This window comes from Saccharopolyspora dendranthemae, assembly GCF_007829955.1.
GTDB classification, from domain to species: Bacteria; Actinomycetota; Actinomycetes; order Mycobacteriales; family Pseudonocardiaceae; genus Saccharopolyspora; species Saccharopolyspora dendranthemae.
The window spans coordinates 501,337-517,735 of record NZ_VIWX01000002.1 but is presented as its reverse complement, the minus strand read 5'-3'; the positions used below and the strand labels follow the sequence as shown (position 1 = coordinate 517,735).

Below are 16,399 nucleotides of genomic sequence, written 5' to 3'. Positions count from 1 at the left end.
CGGTGTCCCTTCGTCCTCGGGTCAGCTGAGGTAGTCCTCGGGTCCGCCGTCGCGGACGGTGTCGAGGGTGAAGCAGTGGAAACCACCGCCGAACAACCGCCGGTGCCGGTGGCGCACCGGGACGACGGTGAACTTCGCGTCCTCCAGGACCCGGACCAGTTCCGGGCTGGCCTCGTTGACCAGCACGGTCTCCTCGTCGACGGACAGCACGTTGAGGTCGATGAAGGGGCTCGTCAGGATGAGCGCGTCGGAGTCGTAGCGGGGGAAGTTGTTCTCCTGCGGTGTGGGCGCGACGATCCGGTCCCAGCGGCGCAGCGGGTCGGGCAGCTTGTCGGCCACCGCGTCCGAGCGGACCAGCAGCAGGCCGGGGCGCAGCGCCAGCACCATGCTGTCGATGTGGCTGTCGCTGAGCTCGTGCACCCGGTGGACGCGGAAACGCCCTTCGAGATGGCGTTCGAGCCAGGTGACGCCGAGCGCGTGGTTCTCGGTGGAGATGTTGGCGACGATGTCGTTGCCGAGCCGCAGGCACTGCGCGGCGTCGAACATCATCTCCAGCCCCACGTCCCACGGTGACGACCGCGGATCCTCGATGGGTTCGGTGGGCCCGCCGACGGTCGCGGTGCGCGCGTAGGACAGGTCGAACGACGCGTCGGTCATCATCGGACGCGGCATGACGCTCCAGCGCGCCCCGTCGCGGAAGTAGTCCTGGAAAAGCGGTTTGAGGAACTGCGTTTCGAAGTAGCGGGAGCGGATCATCGGGGAGGTCTCGATGATCTCGTCGCCGAGGATCAGGGTGTTGTCGCGGAGGTTCAGCGGCGGGACGACGGAAGCCGACCAGGCCGGTGTCGCGACCTCCCCGGTCTCGGCGGACAGCGGGAGCGGCCGGTGCACGGTGACACCGAGGGAGCGCAGGGTCTCGGCGAGCCCCTCCAGGTCTTCGTTCAGCTCGTCGACGTAGCGCCGGGCCACCGGTGTGCGCTGCCTGCTCGCTTCGTCACCACGAGCGGTCAACCGGGGGTAGTACCACTCGGAACGGCCGGCTCCCCCCTGTTCGGCGTTGTCGTGCACGAGGTTGTCGTGGAAGAAGAGATCGAAGGAGAGTTCTCTCTCATGAGAAACGTAGTTCTCCGCGGATCCGACGACGACTTCCCGCAAGGGTGACCACTCGTCAAAGCTGTTCAAATGCACGCAGGACACCGCCTACACATCGGGGGTACCCCGATACTCCGGGAACCCCCTGGCCACCGCACCCGCGTTCACCGCCGTTACGGTCCGCGAAGCGCCACCGCACCGATTTTTCCTGATATGAAATCGGAGGTCTTCTTTCAACGTCACGATCGCGCGGGGAGTGCGGAGACTCATGCAGAAGTTCGAGCAGGACGACCCGGTTCTCGACCGGTTCCATTTCCTCGTCAACGCACCGGCGTTGTTCAACGCCGTCACCACCGCCGCCGAAATCGGGATCTTCGCCTTCCTGTCCGAGAAACCGGGTGCCGAAGCCGACGAGCTCCGCGCCTTCAGCGACCTGCCCGCGCACCAGCTGCGCGTCCTGCTGCAGGCGGTGTGCTCCACCGGACTGCTGGAACGCAGGGACGGCGGCTACCACAACTCCACCGTCGCCGAGGAGTTGCTGGCCTCGGACGGACCGGACAGCTGGCGGCACATCCTGACCGGGTGGAAGGAGGTGTACTACCCGGCGTTCGTCCACATGACGGGAGCGCTGCGGGCCGGGACCAACACCGCGCTCGACACGCACCCCGGCGACGAACCGACCCTCTACCAGCGGCTGGCGCACGATCCGCAGCTGGAGGAGGTCTTCCACCGCGCGATGACCGCGTTCACGCTTCGTTCGGTGGACGCGCTGGTCGACCAACCCGTGTTCGCCGGCATCCGGCACGTCCTCGACGTGGGCGGCGGCGACGGCAGCACGTCGGCGCGGCTGGTCGCGCGCTACCCGGGCTTGCAGTCGACGGTGTTCGACATGCCGAGCGTCTCGCGGCTCGCGGAGGACGTGCAGGCGGATCGGGTCGACCTGCTCGCGGGCGACATCTTCACCGATCCGTTCCCCGAGGGGCACGACGCGGTTCTGTTCAGCCACGTCCTGGAGATCTTCGACGGCGACGACATCCTGCGGCTGCTCCGCAAGGCGTACGAGTCGTTGCCCTCCGGCGGGAAGGTTCTGCTCTACGGCTACAACGTGTCCGACGACGAGACGGACGGGATCTTCGGCGCCCGGCTGGGCCTGTACTTCAACGTTCTCGTCAGCGGCCGGGGCATGGCCTACCCGGCACGGGACTACGAACGCTGGCTCGGCCTGGCCGGTTTCGAGCAGGTCGGCACGACCGGCGGCCTCTCCTACGAACACGGGCTGACCACCGGCGTGAAACCGTGACGCCCGAGCTCGCGCGACCGTAACGGTGGCCATCTCGGATGTGCGCGCACGACGGCGGCGGAAGGCTGGAGGCCGTCTGCCGCCCTTCGTCCGCTGAGGATGCCCACCATGACTCTTCCAGGCTCGCCCGTGAACGAGCGTCGCCGGTACCGCTCGCCGCAACAGGACAGCGCCCGCTGGGATGACTTCCCGCTGCGCGAAGGTGACATCGTCATCAGCGCGCCGGCGAAGTCCGGCACGACGTGGGTGCAGATGATGTGCGCACTGCTCATCTTCCAGGAACCCGAGCTGCCGCAACCCCTGTCGACGCTGTCACCGTGGCTGGACCAGCTGTTCGTCTCGCAGGAGGAGATGTACGCGAAGCTGGCCGAGCAGGAGCACCGCCGCGTCATCAAGACGCACGTCCCGCTCGACGGCCTCCCGCTCGATCCGCGCGTCAGCTACATCGTGGTGGCCCGGCATCCCCTCGACCGGGCGCTGTCGATGTACCACCAGGCCGGCAACATCCACGCGGAGTGGTTGCGCGCCTTCCAGACCGAACCGGACGAGCAGTCGTCGCAACGGTCCGCACCGACGCTCCCTCCCGTGCGCGAGTGGCTGCTGAACTGGTGCACGCCCGGGGCGTCCGATGAGGAGAACCGGGACATCGCCGCGGCCGAGCTCCACCACCCCCTCGACGCCTGGAACCGGCGCGCGGAGCCGAACGTGCGGCTCATGCACTACGCCGACCTCGCCGCCGACCTGGAGGGCCAGATGGCGTCGCTGGCGGAGTGGCTCGGCATCCCGCTGGACGAGGCGAAGCGGCGCGAGCTGGTGAAGGCCGCGACCTTCGACGAGATGAAGGCCCGCGCTGACTGGGTGGCACCGGACAAGCAGGTTCTCGTGAACCCGTCGGACTTCTTCCACGGAGGGCGCTCCGGCGCCGGACGCGACGTCCTCACCGAGGAAGACCTGGAGTCGTACCGGAAGCGGGTCAGCGCGCTGGCTCCGCAACCGTTCCTGGACTGGCTGAACCGCTGAGCATTTCGCGGTTGCTCGGCGGTGCGAGCTTCCTCGGTTGGTGAAAGACGAAGGGGGCCGGTCTTCCTCGGAAGACCGGCCCCCTTCGTCGTGGCGTCGCTCAGTAGCCGCGGTGGGCGTTGATCCGGCGCGGGTAGTACCTCTCGTCGGCGCTCGGCTCGTAGTCGGGCCGGCGCGGGGTGTCGCCCGCGGGCCGGTCTCCGACCACGACGACGCGTTGGGCGGCGCGGTAGTCCTGGTAGTCGTTGACCGCGACGTGCTGGGTGGCGCGGTTGTCCCAGATCGCCACCGTGTGCGGTTCCCAGCGGTACCGGCATTGGAAGCTCGGCCGTTCGGAATGCTCGAACAGGTGCTGGAGCACGGCGTCGCTCTCGTGGCGGCTCAGCTGCGGGATGTGCGAGGTCCACATCCGCGTGACGTACAGCGACCGGCGCCCGGTCTCAGGGTGCACGCGCACCACGGGATGCTCGGCTGACATCTCGATGACGTGCGGGAGTTTCAGCACGTGGACGGCGGTGAGGCCTTCGAGCATCTCGCGGAACGGCTGGGACAACGTCTCGTACGCGAGGTACTGGTTGCTCCACATCGTGTCGCCGCCCGCGGGTGGGCAGGTGATCAGGTGCAGGATCGAGGCCACCGGCGGATTCGGCGCGAAGCTGACGTCGATGTGCCATTCGTCGGCCTTCCCGCCCTTGTCGGACTCGATCCGCGTGACCTCCGGATACTCCTCCACCCTCGGCAGGAACGGGTGAACCTCGACGTCACCGAAGCGCTTGGCGAGGGCCACGTGACCCCGGGGGGTCAGGTTCTCCTGGCCGGGGAAGAACAGCACGAGGTGTTCGAGCATGAGCGCGCGGACCCGGGCCGCCTGCTCGTCGGTGATCTCGTTCAGATCGATCCCGCGCACCTCGACGCCGATGGCGCCGGAGACGGGCCGGATGTCGAGCTGCCCGGCGGCACCATCGATGGTGGTGGCCCCTGGGGAGAGGGACTGCGTCACAACGGAATCTCCTTCATCGGTACGGAACTCAGGTCGTGTTCGCGCGGCGGGCCGGTCAGCCGCCCATGGCCTCGATCAAGCTCGCGGGACGCAGATCCGTCCAGTTCTCCTCGACGTAGGTCATGCAGGCCGCGCGCGTGTCCTGGTCGTGAGCGATGTGCCACCCGTCGGGCACATCGGCGAACGCGGGCCACAGCGAGTGCTGACCTTCGTCGTTGACCAGCACCAGGAACGTGGCATCGGGATCGTCGAACGGGTTCACCCCGCTCACCGCCTTTCTGTGTCCTTCGCACGCCGGTTCACCGCAGACCCCGTCATCCTCGTACCGGCCGCCCCACCGGGGATCCGTGAGCACCGCCGTTACGACACCTCGGACGTCCCTCCAGTTCCGCTGTTCGGTGCCGCTTGCGTGAAGCAGTGAATCAGTGGTTCACTGCTTCACATGCCATACCGACGCACGCCTGCGGTGCAAGCCCGGATGAACGCTCAGCGGGACGTGGTGCTGGAGGCCGCGATCGCCCTGCTGGCCGAGGAGGGGTACGCGGGGTGCTCGATGGCCGCCGTCGCGAGCAGGGCCGGGATCGCCACGGGCAGCGTGTACCAGCACTTCCCCAGCAAGGCGGAACTGGCCGCCGAACTGTTCCGCACGGTGGTCTCCCGCGAGGTGGCCGCGGTGACCGAGGCTTCGGAGCGTTCGGGCGACGTGGTCGAACGGATCGTCGCGGTCATCGAGACGTTCGCCGGGCGGGCGATGAAAGCCCCGCGGCTGGCCTACGCCCTGCTGGCGGAACCCGTGGACCCGGCGGTGGATGCCGAGCGGCTGGTGTTCCGCGAGGCCTTCCGCGACTTCTTCGCCGAAGGGATCAGGGAAGGCGTCGAAGCCGGGGTGCTGCCGGCCCAGGATCCGCTGCTGACCGCCTCGGCGCTGGTCGGTGCCGGGGCGGAGGCGCTGGTGGGTCCGCTGGCCGAGGGCGCGGTGGGTCCGGACACGATCCCCGGCTTGGTCACTTTCACGATGCGAGCGTTGGGAGTTGCGCATGCCAGCGACACATGAGGTCACCAACCAGGTTCCGCAGCTGGTGGACCACGACGTCGCCGACAACCCGGTGCTGCTGGAGGGGCTCCGGCGCGAAGGCGCGGGATGGGCCGAGCGCGAGGTCCGCGAACTCGGCGTGCTCGCGGGGAGTTCGCAGGTCCAGGAGTGGGGCCGCCTGGTCGAGGAGAACCCGCCCGTGCTGCGCGCGCACGACCGGTACGGGCACCGGGTGGACGAGGTTGAGTTCCACCCGCACTGGCACGACCTGATGACGGTGGCAACGGGCAACGGGCTGCACGCCGCTCCGTGGCAGGAGGAACGCGTCGGTGCGCACGTCGCCCGCGCGGCGAAGATGTACGTGTGGGGGCAGACCGATCCCGGTCACCTGTGCCCGATCTCGATGACCTACGCGGCTGTGCCCGCGTTGCGCGCCGAGCCCGCGCTCGCCGCGACCTACGTTCCGCTGCTGGCTTCTCCGCACTACGACTACGGGTTGCGCGAGCCGACGGGAAAGCGCGGTCTGATCGCGGGCATGTCGATGACCGAGAAGCAGGGCGGCTCCGACGTCCGCGCCAACACGACCGCGGCCACCCCGGCCGCGGACGGCCACGTCCTCACCGGGCACAAGTGGTTCACCTCGGCGCCGATGTCGGATGTGTTCCTCACGCTGGCGCAGGCTCCCGGCGGGCTGTCGTGCTTCCTGGTTCCCCGCGTGCTGCCCGACGGCAGCCGCAACGCGATCCACCTGCAGCGGCTGAAGGACAAGCTGGGCAACCGCTCCAACGCCTCCTCGGAGATCGAGTACGACGGCGCAGTCGGCCACCTGGTGGGCGACGAGGGCCGCGGGGTCGCCACGATCATCCAGATGGTCAACATGACCAGGCTGGACTGCGCGATCGGTTCGGCCTCCGGCATGCGTCTGGGCGTCGTGCAGGCGGTGCACCACGCAGCGCACCGCCGCGCGTTCGGCGAACTGCTCATCGACCAGCCCCTGATGGCCAACGTGCTCGCCGACCTGGCGGTCGAGTCCGAAGCCGCCACGATCGCCGGAATGCGGTTGGCCGGTGCGGTGGACCGCGCGGCAGCCGGCGATGCGCAGGAGGAGCTGTTCCGCCGGATCGGCTTGGCGGTGACCAAGTACTGGGTGTGCAAGCGCGCACCCGCGCACGCAGCGGAAGCGTTGGAATGCCTCGGCGGGAACGGGTACGTCGAGGAATCGGGCATGCCCCGCCTGTTCCGCGAATCACCGCTGCCGTCGATCTGGGAAGGATCGGGCAACGTCGCCGCCCTGGACGCGTTGCGCGCCATGGCGAAACAGCCCGAGTGCGTGGAAGCGTACTTCGCGGAAGTCGAGCAGGCGTTCGGCGCGGACGAGCGGCTGGACCTGGCGATCTCCCAGTTGCGCAAGGAACTCGGCGACTTCGACGACGTCCAGCATCGCGCTCGCCGGATCGTGGAACTCATGGCGCTGGTCCTGCAAGGTTCACTGCTGCATCGCCACGGTCATCCGGCGGTCGCCGACGCGTTCACGGCCTCCCGTCTCGATCGCGACTGGGGCGTGGCATTCGGCACCCTTCCCTCCGGTGTGGACACCCGAGCGATCATCGACCGCGTCCGCCGGGAACAGGACTGACGCCGGATGGAGGAAGTGATGAGTGATTTCGGCACGCTCGACGACCAGGTGCGGGATCGGAAGGCGTACCTGACGCTGAACCGGCCGGACCGGTTGAATGCCATCAACGACGTGATGCCCTCGGAGATCCGCGAGGCGGTGCGGCGGGCCGACGAGGACGATCGCATGCGGGTCATCGTGCTGCAGGGCGCGGGCCGGGCGTTCTGCGCGGGCTACGACCTCAAGCAGTCCGACGGCATCACCCGGCACTCGCCGGAAGGCCGCTGGTTCCACGATTTCGCCGAGCGCGACGGGTTCCACGCCGCCGTCGCCTACCGCGACTCCGGGCAGGTCATCCCGGACGGTGGAGGCCGGCCTCCCGAAGCTTGATCGACCGGATTTTCCCCGCCGCTCCTCTGGAGGACACCATGACCACGAACGCCGACTCCGCACCCAGCGACCGCGTCGCCGAGCGCTTGCAGCGTTCCTCGGCGAAGCACTCCTACGACCCCGATGTCGACATCGACTGGGACGCACCGCTGGTCGACGGCGCCTACGGCAAACCGGCGCACCGCTGCTCGCTGTACGGCACGCCCCTGTGGGAGGGGCTTTCAGAGCGGCAGCGAGCCGAATTGAGCATGCAGGAACTCGGTGCCAGCACGGCCTCCGGGGTCTGGTTCGAGCTGATCCTCATGCAGGGCCTGACCCGGTACGCCTACAGCGCCGACCCGACCTCGCACCGCGCGCAGTACGCGCTGACCGAGATCGCCGACGAGTGCCGCCACTCCACGATGTTCGGCAAGGCCATCGACAAGATCGACGGAATCGTGCACCGGCCCAGCAGGTTCGGCCACCGGGCCGGAAAGCTCTTCGGCGCGGTGGTCGGGCCGACGCTCCTGTTCTCCGGGGCCATCTACGTCGAGGAACTGGCCGACGCCATGCAGCGGGAGATCATGCGCGACGAGAGCCTGCAACCGCTGGGCCGGATGGTCTCCCGCATCCACGTCCTGGAGGAGGCGCGGCACATCAGCTTCGCCAAGGACGAACTCGAACGCGCCTGGCGCTCGCACGGCCCCCTCGCGCGCGAAGCGCTCCGCTGGGCCTTGACCGGCATGATGCTCGTGGCCACCGAGGAGTTCCTGCACCCCAAGGTCTACACCTCCGTCGGGCTCGACCCGCGCGAGGCGAAGCGCGTCGCCGATTCCAACCCGCACTGGCGCCAGGCCAAGGCCGACTGGGCCCGCAAAGCCGTCGAGCTCTTCGCGGACATGGGCATCATCCGCGGTCCCAGCAGCGCCGTGCTGCGTCGCGCCGGCCTTCTGGACTCGGTGCAACGGCGTCCGGCATGAAGCGGAACCGAGTGGAGAGCAGCAGGAACCGTCTCACCAGCCGGAGGGATCTACGATGACAGAGCCGATGTCACCTGACGACGCGCACGCGGACCATGACTACGCAGGAACCGCGGTCGTGCTCGACCAAAGCGCCGAGATCACCGTCGATGTCGTTCTCCGGGGGCACTTCCAGCCCATCGATGGCCGCTTCCACTGGTACGGCCGCCTTGCTCCCCACGCCGGGATCAGCGACCTCGTCGGTGGCCGGAAAGCGACCGTCACGCTGCGCACGACCAGCGGCGAGGCCACCGCGACCCTGTCAGACCCGGACCCCTGGGACAGGTACAGGATCGCGGGTACCGGCAAGCCGCCCTTCGAGACCGCCATCAACCCGCGCCCACCAGCATCGGGTGCATCCGACTAGCCGCTCGTGGGAACAGAGGATCACCTACGAGGAGTGCTGACGCGATGACGACCGATGCCGTGGTGGTCCGGTGTGCCGGGCCGGTGACCACCATCAGCCTCAACCGCCCGCAGGTGCGCAATGCCGTGGACCGCCCCACCGCATCGGCGCTCGCCGAAGCCTTCCGAGATTTCGACGCCGATGAGGACGCATCCGTGGCCGTGCTGCACGGCGAGGGCGGTACGTTCTGCGCGGGCGCCGATCTGAAGGCGATCAGCGCCGGCAACGGCAACCGGGTCGCCCCGGACGGGGATGCGCCGATGGGCATCTCCCGGATGCGGAGGCCTTCTTCCCACGTCGCCTCACCCCAGCGCGGCTGGGTCGAGGACGGCGGCCACGGCGACGAAGACGGCGACCGCGATGACGACGACGGCGAACCAGCGGCGCACGGTGGCCGGGTTCAGCTCGCTCGAGAAGAGCGCGGACACAGCAGAGGCCACTGCGGCGGCACCGGCGAAGGCGATCAGGGTTCCGTAGTCGATCTCGGCCGCCGTGCCGGCGTGGGCGGCGAGTCCGGCGATCGAGTTGATCAGCACCACGACCACGGATGTGGCCACGGCTTCCTGAGCGCCCAGACCGAGCAGCAGGGCGAGGGCGGGCACGATGATGAAGCCCCCGCCGACGCCGAACAGTCCGGTGAGTACACCCACCGCTGCCCCGGTCAGCAGGGATGTGGGCAGGCAGCTGCGCCAGCGCACCCCGCCGTCGTGCGTGCGGCAGGCGCCGACCCGCTCGTCACCGCCGCGCAGCATGCGCACCGCCACGACGACCATGAGCGCCGCGAAGGCCAGCAGCAGCCACCGCTGCGGCACCCCTCGTCCGAGCGCTGCGCCGCCGAAGGCGGCCGGGATACCGGCCGCGCCGAAGACCAGCGCGACCGGCCACCGCACTGCGCTGCGCCGCTGCCGAGGAACCAGCCCGCCCGCCGACGACAGCGCGACAACGGCCAGTGACGTGGGAATCGCAGTCTCCCAGGGCTGCCCGACGCCGTAGACCAGGGCTGGGATGGCGAGGATCGATCCGCCCGCGCCGAGCAGCCCCAGCATCAGACCGATGACCGCGCCGAAGCCCGCTGCCAGCAACAAGGAACGTCACCTCATCCGCGGGTCAGCGACGCCAGCTGCGCCCGGGAGTTCGAGCGGGGTGCGCGGTTGTGCGGCAACAACGAGAGCACCCGGGCCATCGCGCAGGTGTCGGTGATCGCGGCGAAGGTCAGGCCGCCGCCCACGAATCCGGCGAGCCACTTGGTCTTCTCGTAGCGGGTACTGGCCAGCACGCCGGTGAGCACGAGCAGTCCGGCCGTCAACCGCACCTGCCGCTCCATCGCCCAGGCCCCGCGACCGCGGCTGAGCTCGCCGTTCTCGTTCTCCCAGGCCGCGATCCCGCCGCGCAGGACGCTGATCCGGTTCCACCCGGCGCTTTCCAGCAACGCGCGGGCCTGATCGGCTCTGTTGCCCGAGGCGCAGACCAGCACCACGGGGTCCTCGTGCCGCGCCGTAAGCTCGTCGCGGTGTTCCTGGACGAGGTCCAGAGGAACGTTGTGCGAACCGGGGATGTGGGCCGCGGAGAACTCACCAGGTGTGCGCACGTCGATGAGGCGAATCCGCTCGCCGTCGAGCGACTCTCGCAGTCGCGCCGGGTCCACGTGCGCCGGTAAGGACGGGGTCATGCCGTTGATTTCCTCTCGGTCGGTTCGGAGTGATCAGCTGCTCATCGGGACGCCGGCCTCGGCGGCGGTGCCGAAGTGGTCGTCGATGAGCACGACGGTGCGTCCGGCGGCCTCCAGCACGGAGGCGGCTGCCGTGGCGCGGTAGCCGCTGCCGCAGTGCACCCACACCACACCGGCGGGGACCTCGTCGAGTCGCTGCGCCAGTTCGTAGAGCGGGATGTGCACCGCGTCGGCGATGTGGGCGGCGGTGAACTCGTTGTGGGTCCGCACGTCCAGCACCACCTCCGGCGCGGGGAACTCGCCGGGGTCGCCGTCGAGCGCGGCGGCCAGGTCCGCGAAGCTCGCCGTCCGAGTGCTGCGGAGCTGAGCCGGATCGGTCGCCAGCTGCTCGGGGGTTCCCACCGCGGCCCCGGCGAACGCGTCGATGCCGATGCGCGCGAGTTCCCGCTGCGCCGCGGCGACCTGCTCGCGGGATTCGCCGAGCAGCGTGATCGGTGCGCCCCACTCGATCATCCACCCGAGCCACGTCGCCATCGGCCCGTCCAGGCCGAGCCCGACCGTGCCCGCCAGGTGCGACACGACGAACGCCTTGCGCGAGCGCAGATCCACGACCCACTCGCCCGATTCCAGCCGCCGCCGCAGCTCTTCGGGCTCCGCTCGGGCGGGCTCGCGCAGGTCCAGCGGCTTCGGTCCTTCGCTGTTGCGGACGCCCATGTGCGCGTAGTAGGCCGGGTAGGCGTCCAGGCCGGTCAGGGTCTGCCGCACGAAGTCGCTCTCCCCCAACGTCAGCGCCGGGTTGCTGCGCTTCTGCTCCCCGACCGTCGCCGAGTCGCCCGAGGCCTGCGTGGCCGAGCAAAAGCTCCCGAACCCGTGGGTCGGCCAGATCTGAGCGCCGTCCGGCAGCAGATCGGCGAGTCTGCGCACCGAGGTGTGCTGGTGGCGGGCCAGTTCCTCGCTGTGCTCGGCACCCAGCAGATCCGTGCGCCCGGTCGTGCCGAACAGCAGCGAACCACCCGTGAACACGCCGACCGGCCCCTCCTCGCCTTCGAGCACGTAGGACAGGTGGTGGAAGGTGTGCCCGGGCGTGGCCACCACGCGAAGGCGCATCCGTCCCGACAGCTCGACCACGTCGCCGTCGGCCAGGTCACGACCCGCGAAGGGCAGCTCGTCGGCCGCGGCCACGCCGTACTCCGCGCCTGTCAGACGAGCCAGTTCCAGACCACCCGAGACGTAGTCGTTGTGCACGTGCGTCTCGACGACCAGGGCGATGCGCGCACCGGCCCGGCCGGCCGCGGCGAGCACCCTGTCGACGTCGCGCTGCGGATCCACCACGACCGCGACCTCACCATCGGTGGCCAGGTAGCTGCGGTCCCCCAGCGACGACGTCTCGATCACCTCGACCGCCGGCCCGCCGACCAGGCCGTCAGCCCGCTGCTTCTCGTCCAGCGCAGTCACGATCACTCACTCCCTATTACCCCGGGGGGTATGTTTCAGATGCACGTCTCCCGTGGTTCAGCCGCGAGTTCGCTCAGGCGAGCGCGAGGAACAGCCGCTCGAGCTCCTGCTCGGTCATCGGCGGCTCCTCGCCGTCTTCCTCGACCTGCCGGCAGTGCCGCATGCCACTCGCCACGATCTTGAAACCGGCCCGGTCCAGAGCGCGGGAAACGGCCGCGAGCTGCGTCAGCACCTCAGCGCAATCCCGCCCCTCCTCGATCGCCTCGATCACGCCACCCAGCTGACCGCGCGCCCGCTTCAGCCTCGTCAATGCGTCGCCGACCATCTCCGGCTTCATCTCCACGGTGACCATCTCCCTTCGCTCCCTGCAACGCAGGGTACCCCCCGGGGTATTCCGCGAGTGAGGTGATGCCCCGCACAGGAAGTCGGGCAAGGTCGGGTTCAACGACGGCACGCCCTCGCCCCATGTGGTGCGCTGGCCCGCGATCACCGGGAGGCTCGCCGCGCTGGCGGCATCGACAGGCTCATCGCGACGCCGCGCTTCGCACGCCTGCGAGCCCGGGGCGCGAGGGGGCGCCCCGGGCTCGCCGTGCACCGCGAGAGGTCAGTGCGCGGAGGCCTTCTCCGCGCCCGCTCCCGTCAGGGAACGAACCTCCATCTCGGCGTACTCGTCCTCCAGGTGTTCCTTGGACAGGATCGTGCCCAACCACCCGAAGAAGAACGCCGCCGGGATCGAGACCAGACCCGGGTTCTGCAACGGGAACCAGTGGAAGTCCACGCTCGGCAGCATCGCTTCCTCGCTGCCCGACACCGCCGGGGAGAACACGATCAGCACCACCGTGGTGATCAGACCGCCGTAGATGCTCCACAACGCGCCGGAGGTGTTGAACCGCTTCCAGAACAGCGAGTAGAGGATCGTCGGCAGGTTCGCCGAGGCGGCCACGGCGAAGGCCAGAGCGACCAGGAACGCGACGTTCTGGTTGCGGGCCAGGATGCCGCCGACGATGGCGACCGCGCCGATGACCACCGCGGTGATCCGCGCGACGCGGACCTCGGCGTCCTTGTCCTCGACCTTCCCCCGCTTGATCACGTTGGCGTAGATGTCGTGGGCGAACGACGCCGACGCGGTGATCGTCAGCCCCGCCACCACGGCCAGGATCGTCGCGAAGGCCACGGCGGCGATGAACCCGAGCAGCAGCGGTCCGCCCAGCGCCTGGGCGAGCAGCGGTGCTGCGGAGTTCGACGAACCGGGCGCGTTCTTGATCGTCTCCGGTCCCACGATGGCCGCTGCGCCGTAGCCCAGCACCAGGGAGAACAGGTAGAACAGACCGATCAGCCAGATCGCCCAGACCACCGAGCGACGGGCCTCCTTGGCGGTCGGCACCGTGTAGAAGCGCATCAGCACGTGCGGCAGACCGGCGGTACCGAGAACCAGGGCGATGCCCAGGGACAGGAAGTCCAGCTTGCTGGTCTCGGACTTGCCGTACTTGGCGCCGGGGTTGAGCAGCTTCTCCCCGGAGGACGCCCGGTCCACCGCCGCCTGCAGCAGCCCGGAGAAGTCGAAGCCGTAGAGGCCCAGCGTCCACACCGTCATCACGGCCGCGCCGCTGATCAGCAGCACCGCCTTGATGATCTGCACCCAGGTGGTGCCCTTCATGCCGCCGACCAGCACGTAGACGATCATGATGACGCCGACGATCGCGATCACCAGCGCCTGCCCGCTGCCGCTGGACACGCCGAGCAGCAGCGAGACGAGCACGCCCGCTCCGGCCATCTGAGCCAGCAGGTAGAAGAAGCTGACCATCAACGTCGAGGTCGCCGCGGCGGCGCGCACCGGGCGCTGGCGCATGCGGAAGGCCAGCACGTCGCCCATCGTGTACTTGCCGGTGTTGCGCAGCAGTTCTGCCACCAGCAGCAACGCCACCAGCCAGGCGACCAGGAAGCCGATCGAGTACAGGAATCCGTCGTACCCGTAGAGCGCGATCGCACCGACGATGCCGAGGAACGACGCCGCCGACAGGTAGTCACCGGCGATCGCGATGCCGTTTTGCGGGCCGGTGAACGCGCGCCCGCCCGCGTAGTAGTCGGCCGCGGTGCTCGTGTTCCTGCTGGCGCGCAGCACGACCACGAGCGTCACCACGACGAAGGCCGCGAAGATGCCGATGTTGAGCAGCGGGTTGCTCCCTTGCAACCCCTGCGCGAGGTGGTTCATCCCAGCTCCTTCTCGGGGTTCCGGGGCGCGTCTTCGACCTTGGCGCGGATGCGCTCCGCTACCGGGTCCAGGTTCCGGTTGGCGTAGCGCACGTAGAGCGCGGTGATGGCGAAGGTCGACACGAACTGCAGCAGGCCCAGCACGAGCCCGACGTTGATGTTGCCGACGAGCTTGATCGACATGAACTCGTGCGCGTAGTCGGCCAGCAGCACGTAGACCAGGTACCAGACCAGGAACAGCACGGAGACCGGGAAGACGAACGACCGCAGCCTGCGGCGCAGCGTGGCGAAGTCCTCGCTGGCGTGGGCCTCGTGCCACACATCTTCGCTGGGCGGCGGATGGGCCGATTCGGTGGTGCTCACGGATGCCTCCCTAACGTGTGAGGAGCGCCACGCTAAGGAAGCCGCGAGCCGCAGCGGGAGCCGTCCGGGACCGATGACCGGCGCACGAGACGAACGGTCGACGAGCGGCCCGCCGACCAGGACGAGCGGTCGCGCCCTTCTCCGGCCCGTTACCTGCGCGTCGACAACGCGCTCAGGAGCGCGACGGTTCGTCCAGGTGCAGGCGCAGCATGGCGGTCTCCGCCCACGTCGGGGGCTTCCCGCGCAGCGAGATCGCGATCATGGTGGCGAAGGACAGCGGCACAGCCCACGGCGCGGGCTGGGCGAGCAGGATCGCGGGCGCGCCGTCGACCGGCGGACCGAACAGGGTCGCGCCGATGGCTCCGGACGTGGCGGTCAACCCGACGAGCACGCCCCACAGCGCTCCGGTCCGGGTCAGCCGAGGCCACCAGATCCCCAGCACCAGCAGCGGGCAGAACGTGGCGGCGGCGACGGTGAATCCCCAGGTCACGAGCACGCCGGCGGACAGGTGGGCGGCCTGCAGCGCGAGCAGGACGACCACGGCCGCCGCGCCCAGCACGGTCCAGCGGAGCTGGCCGAGACCGCCCGGGGTGAGGTCGTGGGAGATCGCGCCGGACACCACCAGCAGCAGGCCCAGCGACGTCGCGAGGAACGCCGCGAACGCCCCGCCCGTGAGCAGCGAGGTGAACACCGTGCCGACCCAGCCGGTGTCGACCTGCGCGGGCAGTCCGACCACCACCGAGTCGGTGACGCCGGAGAGGTACAGCTGCGGCACGAGCACCCGGCCGAGCGCACCGTAGATGCCCGGGAACAGGTAGAAGCTGCCCAGCAGCAGCACCGTGATGGCGGCGGCCCGCCGCGCCGCGCGCCCGTCGCGGCTGGTGTGGAACCGCACGATGACGTGCGGCAATCCCATCGTGCCGAACATGGTGGCCATCAGCACCGCCCAGGTCCCCAGCAGCGGGTGGCCCGCGTTCTCCAGGTCCAGCAGCGGGCGCCGCCAGTCCGGACCGCCCGGCACGTCCATGCCGTCGATCGCGGGGACCGCCGCGCCGGCCGGGAACGTCAGCGTCCGGCCCGCCTCGATCTCGTGAGCGCCCGGCTGCAGCGGCACCGGTCGTCCCTCGGCGTCGCGCGCGGTCACCGGCTCGGTGATGTCGAGGTCGACGGCGACGCGGAAGGTCACCGGGGTGTCCTCGGCGAAGTGGGTGAACTGCACCGGATTCAGCGCCTCGTGCCGCACCGCCGGGCCCACCTGAAGCACCAGCCACACCGCGGGGATCACGAACAGCAGCAGCTTCAGGCAGAACTGGAACGCCTGCACGTAGGTCGCCGCTCGCATGCCGCCGAGTGCCAGCGTGACCGACACGGCGGTCCCGGCGATCACCACGCCCACCCAGTACGGCGTCCCGCTGACGACGCTGAGCACGAGGCCCGCGGTGCGGAACTGCGGGACCAGGTACAGCCCGCCGATGATCAGCACCACCACCGCCGCCAGCCGCCGCAGCTCCGGTGAGGCGAAGCGGGCCTCGGCGAAGTCGGGCACCGTGAGCGCCCCGGACCGGCGCATCGGTGCCGCGACGAGCACCAGCATCGCGACGTACCCGGCGGTGAACCCCACCGGGTACCACAGCGCGCCCGCGCCGTGGGACAGCATCAGCCCGGCCACGCCGAGGAAGGACGCCGCCGAGAGGTACTCCCCCGAAACGGCCGCCGCGTTGACCAGCGGCGACACCTGCCGGGAGGCGACCAGGAAGTCCGAGGTGGTGCGCATGGCCGCCACCCCGCGCAGCCCGATCAGCAGCGTGAGGAGCACGACGACCGCGACGGCCAGCAGGGCGAACACG

The 16,399-nt window shown here is 69.6% G+C and carries 17 protein-coding genes and 1 pseudogene; 8 read left to right on the top strand and 10 right to left on the bottom strand.

What is annotated here, in order from left to right; translation table 11 throughout:
- Positions 1 to 21 precede the first annotated feature (21 nt).
- Positions 22 to 1,155, bottom strand: coding sequence for a glycine amidinotransferase (locus tag FHU35_RS11300; RefSeq protein WP_246110244.1), 1,134 nt, complete (start codon positions 1,153 to 1,155; stop codon positions 22 to 24).
- 205 nt (positions 1,156 to 1,360) lie between these two features.
- On the opposite strand from FHU35_RS11300, the gene FHU35_RS11295 reads away from it, so the two are divergent.
- Both FHU35_RS11295 and FHU35_RS11290 read left to right on the top strand, forming a co-directional pair.
- A complete protein-coding gene (locus FHU35_RS11295) occupies positions 1,361 to 2,392 on the top strand; it encodes a methyltransferase (protein WP_145738454.1) in 1,032 nt (343 codons plus the stop codon).
- A gap of 108 nt (positions 2,393 to 2,500) precedes the next feature.
- Entirely contained in the window at positions 2,501 to 3,412 is a 912-nt protein-coding gene (locus FHU35_RS11290; RefSeq protein ID WP_145738452.1) for a sulfotransferase domain-containing protein, read from the top strand.
- A gap of 100 nt (positions 3,413 to 3,512) precedes the next feature.
- Here FHU35_RS11290 and FHU35_RS11285 read toward each other — a convergent pair whose 3' ends face one another.
- A complete protein-coding gene (locus tag FHU35_RS11285) occupies positions 3,513 to 4,412 on the bottom strand; it encodes a TauD/TfdA dioxygenase family protein (RefSeq protein WP_246110243.1) in 900 nt (299 codons plus the stop codon).
- 55 nt (positions 4,413 to 4,467) lie between these two features.
- A complete protein-coding gene (locus FHU35_RS11280; RefSeq protein ID WP_281290232.1) occupies positions 4,468 to 4,683 on the bottom strand; it encodes an MbtH family protein in 216 nt (71 codons plus the stop codon).
- A gap of 171 nt (positions 4,684 to 4,854) precedes the next feature.
- Here FHU35_RS11280 and FHU35_RS11275 point away from each other — a divergent pair, with 171 nt between their 5' ends.
- The 6 genes and pseudogenes from FHU35_RS11275 to FHU35_RS11250 all read left to right on the top strand — a co-directional run.
- Positions 4,855 to 5,466, top strand: coding sequence for a TetR/AcrR family transcriptional regulator (locus tag FHU35_RS11275; protein ID WP_145738449.1), 612 nt, complete (start codon positions 4,855 to 4,857; stop codon positions 5,464 to 5,466).
- Complete coding sequence (locus FHU35_RS11270; protein ID WP_145738447.1) at positions 5,450 to 7,081, top strand: acyl-CoA dehydrogenase family protein; 1,632 nt, start codon at positions 5,450 to 5,452, stop codon at positions 7,079 to 7,081. Before FHU35_RS11275 ends, FHU35_RS11270 begins: the two co-directional genes overlap by 17 nt.
- A gap of 18 nt (positions 7,082 to 7,099) precedes the next feature.
- Positions 7,100 to 7,450 (top strand): enoyl-CoA hydratase/isomerase family protein, encoded by a 351-nt coding sequence (locus tag FHU35_RS11265; protein WP_186459380.1) that lies wholly within the window; start codon positions 7,100 to 7,102, stop codon positions 7,448 to 7,450.
- 38 nt (positions 7,451 to 7,488) lie between these two features.
- Positions 7,489 to 8,409, top strand: coding sequence for an AurF N-oxygenase family protein (locus FHU35_RS11260; protein ID WP_145738443.1), 921 nt, complete (start codon positions 7,489 to 7,491; stop codon positions 8,407 to 8,409).
- 55 nt (positions 8,410 to 8,464) lie between these two features.
- Positions 8,465 to 8,815, top strand: a complete 351-nt coding sequence (locus FHU35_RS11255) for a DUF4873 domain-containing protein (protein ID WP_246110242.1) — start codon at positions 8,465 to 8,467, stop codon at positions 8,813 to 8,815.
- Positions 8,816 to 8,859: 44 nt separating this feature from the next.
- Positions 8,860 to 9,069: pseudogene (locus tag FHU35_RS11250) on the top strand (enoyl-CoA hydratase-related protein); the annotation flags it as partial.
- A gap of 87 nt (positions 9,070 to 9,156) precedes the next feature.
- Here the strand turns inward: FHU35_RS11250 and FHU35_RS11245 are convergent.
- The 7 genes from FHU35_RS11245 to FHU35_RS11215 all read right to left on the bottom strand — a co-directional run bounded on the left by FHU35_RS11245 (position 9,157) and on the right by FHU35_RS11215 (position 16,398).
- Complete coding sequence (locus FHU35_RS11245) at positions 9,157 to 9,939, bottom strand: sulfite exporter TauE/SafE family protein (protein WP_145738441.1); 783 nt, start codon at positions 9,937 to 9,939, stop codon at positions 9,157 to 9,159.
- An 11-nt stretch (positions 9,940 to 9,950) separates the two neighbouring features.
- Positions 9,951 to 10,523, bottom strand: a complete 573-nt coding sequence (locus FHU35_RS11240; protein ID WP_145738439.1) for a rhodanese-like domain-containing protein — start codon at positions 10,521 to 10,523, stop codon at positions 9,951 to 9,953.
- Positions 10,524 to 10,556: 33 nt separating this feature from the next.
- On the bottom strand, positions 10,557 to 11,978 hold the full coding sequence (locus FHU35_RS11235) for an MBL fold metallo-hydrolase (RefSeq protein WP_145738437.1): 1,422 nt from the start codon (positions 11,976 to 11,978) through the stop codon (positions 10,557 to 10,559).
- 73 nt (positions 11,979 to 12,051) lie between these two features.
- Entirely contained in the window at positions 12,052 to 12,321 is a 270-nt protein-coding gene (locus tag FHU35_RS11230) for a metal-sensitive transcriptional regulator (RefSeq protein ID WP_145739908.1), read from the bottom strand.
- Between the two features lie 261 nt (positions 12,322 to 12,582).
- Positions 12,583 to 14,190, bottom strand: a complete 1,608-nt coding sequence (locus FHU35_RS11225) for a solute symporter family protein (protein ID WP_145738436.1) — start codon at positions 14,188 to 14,190, stop codon at positions 12,583 to 12,585.
- A complete protein-coding gene (locus tag FHU35_RS11220; protein WP_145738435.1) occupies positions 14,187 to 14,552 on the bottom strand; it encodes a DUF485 domain-containing protein in 366 nt (121 codons plus the stop codon). Before FHU35_RS11220 ends, FHU35_RS11225 begins: the two co-directional genes overlap by 4 nt.
- Positions 14,553 to 14,724: 172 nt before the next feature.
- A complete protein-coding gene (locus tag FHU35_RS11215; RefSeq protein ID WP_145738434.1) occupies positions 14,725 to 16,398 on the bottom strand; it encodes a sodium/solute symporter in 1,674 nt (557 codons plus the stop codon).
- Position 16,399 lies beyond the last annotated feature (1 nt).